The sequence below is a fragment of the Caulobacter sp. 17J65-9 genome, assembly GCF_010975005.1.
Classification (GTDB): Bacteria; Pseudomonadota; Alphaproteobacteria; order Caulobacterales; family Caulobacteraceae; genus 17J80-11.
In genome coordinates, this window is the sequence record NZ_JAAIVC010000347.1 from 1 (window position 1) to 650 (window position 650).

The following is a 650-nucleotide window of genomic DNA, read 5'->3' on the forward strand; positions in this document are numbered from 1 at the left end:
GCCGCGGACAGGTCCATCCCCGCCGCCGCGCGCCACTTGGCCCGGGCGTCGTCGCGTCGGCCCAGCCGCTCCAGCGCGTCGCCCCAGGCCAGATGCAGCGCGCCCCAGCGCGGGGCGCGCTCGGCGGCGGCCGCGTAACGCTTCAGCGCTGCCCTGGCATTGTCTTGTCGGACCAGGATGTCGCCCTCGAACTTCAGCGGGTCGGCCCAGCGCGGGCCTTTCTTCTGGGCGGTGTGGAACAGGGCGATCGCCCCCTCCAGGTCCCCGCGGCCGAGCTTGGCCTCACCCCAGGCGGCGTCAGGCTGCGGCAGGGACGGCGACTGGCGCGAGGCTTCCGCGAACCAGCGGTCGGCCTCTCGCCTGTCGCCAGCCAGTTCGGCGATCCTGGCCCGGGCCAGCAGGCCGGGCAGGCTGTCGGTCGGGGTGGTCGCGGCCAGGGCGCGGCCGCGCGCCAGTTCGCCGGTTCGCGCCAACGCCTCGGCCAGTAGCGGCGCGCCGGTCGCCCGCCAGATCCGGTCATAGGGCGGAGCGCCGAGCACCGGCAGGGCCGAGGCCTTCTCCAGCCCGGCGCGCGCCGCGGCCCAGTCGCCGCGATCGGCCGCCGTCGCCGTCCACGGCAGGGTCGCTTCCCATGCCGGGTAGAGGACGGC

1 protein-coding gene is annotated in these 650 nt (G+C 76.8%); it reads right to left on the reverse strand.

The window, feature by feature from the left end; translation table 11 throughout:
* A partial coding sequence (locus G3573_RS21880) for a hypothetical protein (RefSeq protein WP_205598445.1) occupies positions 1–650 on the reverse strand: 650 nt, incomplete at both ends.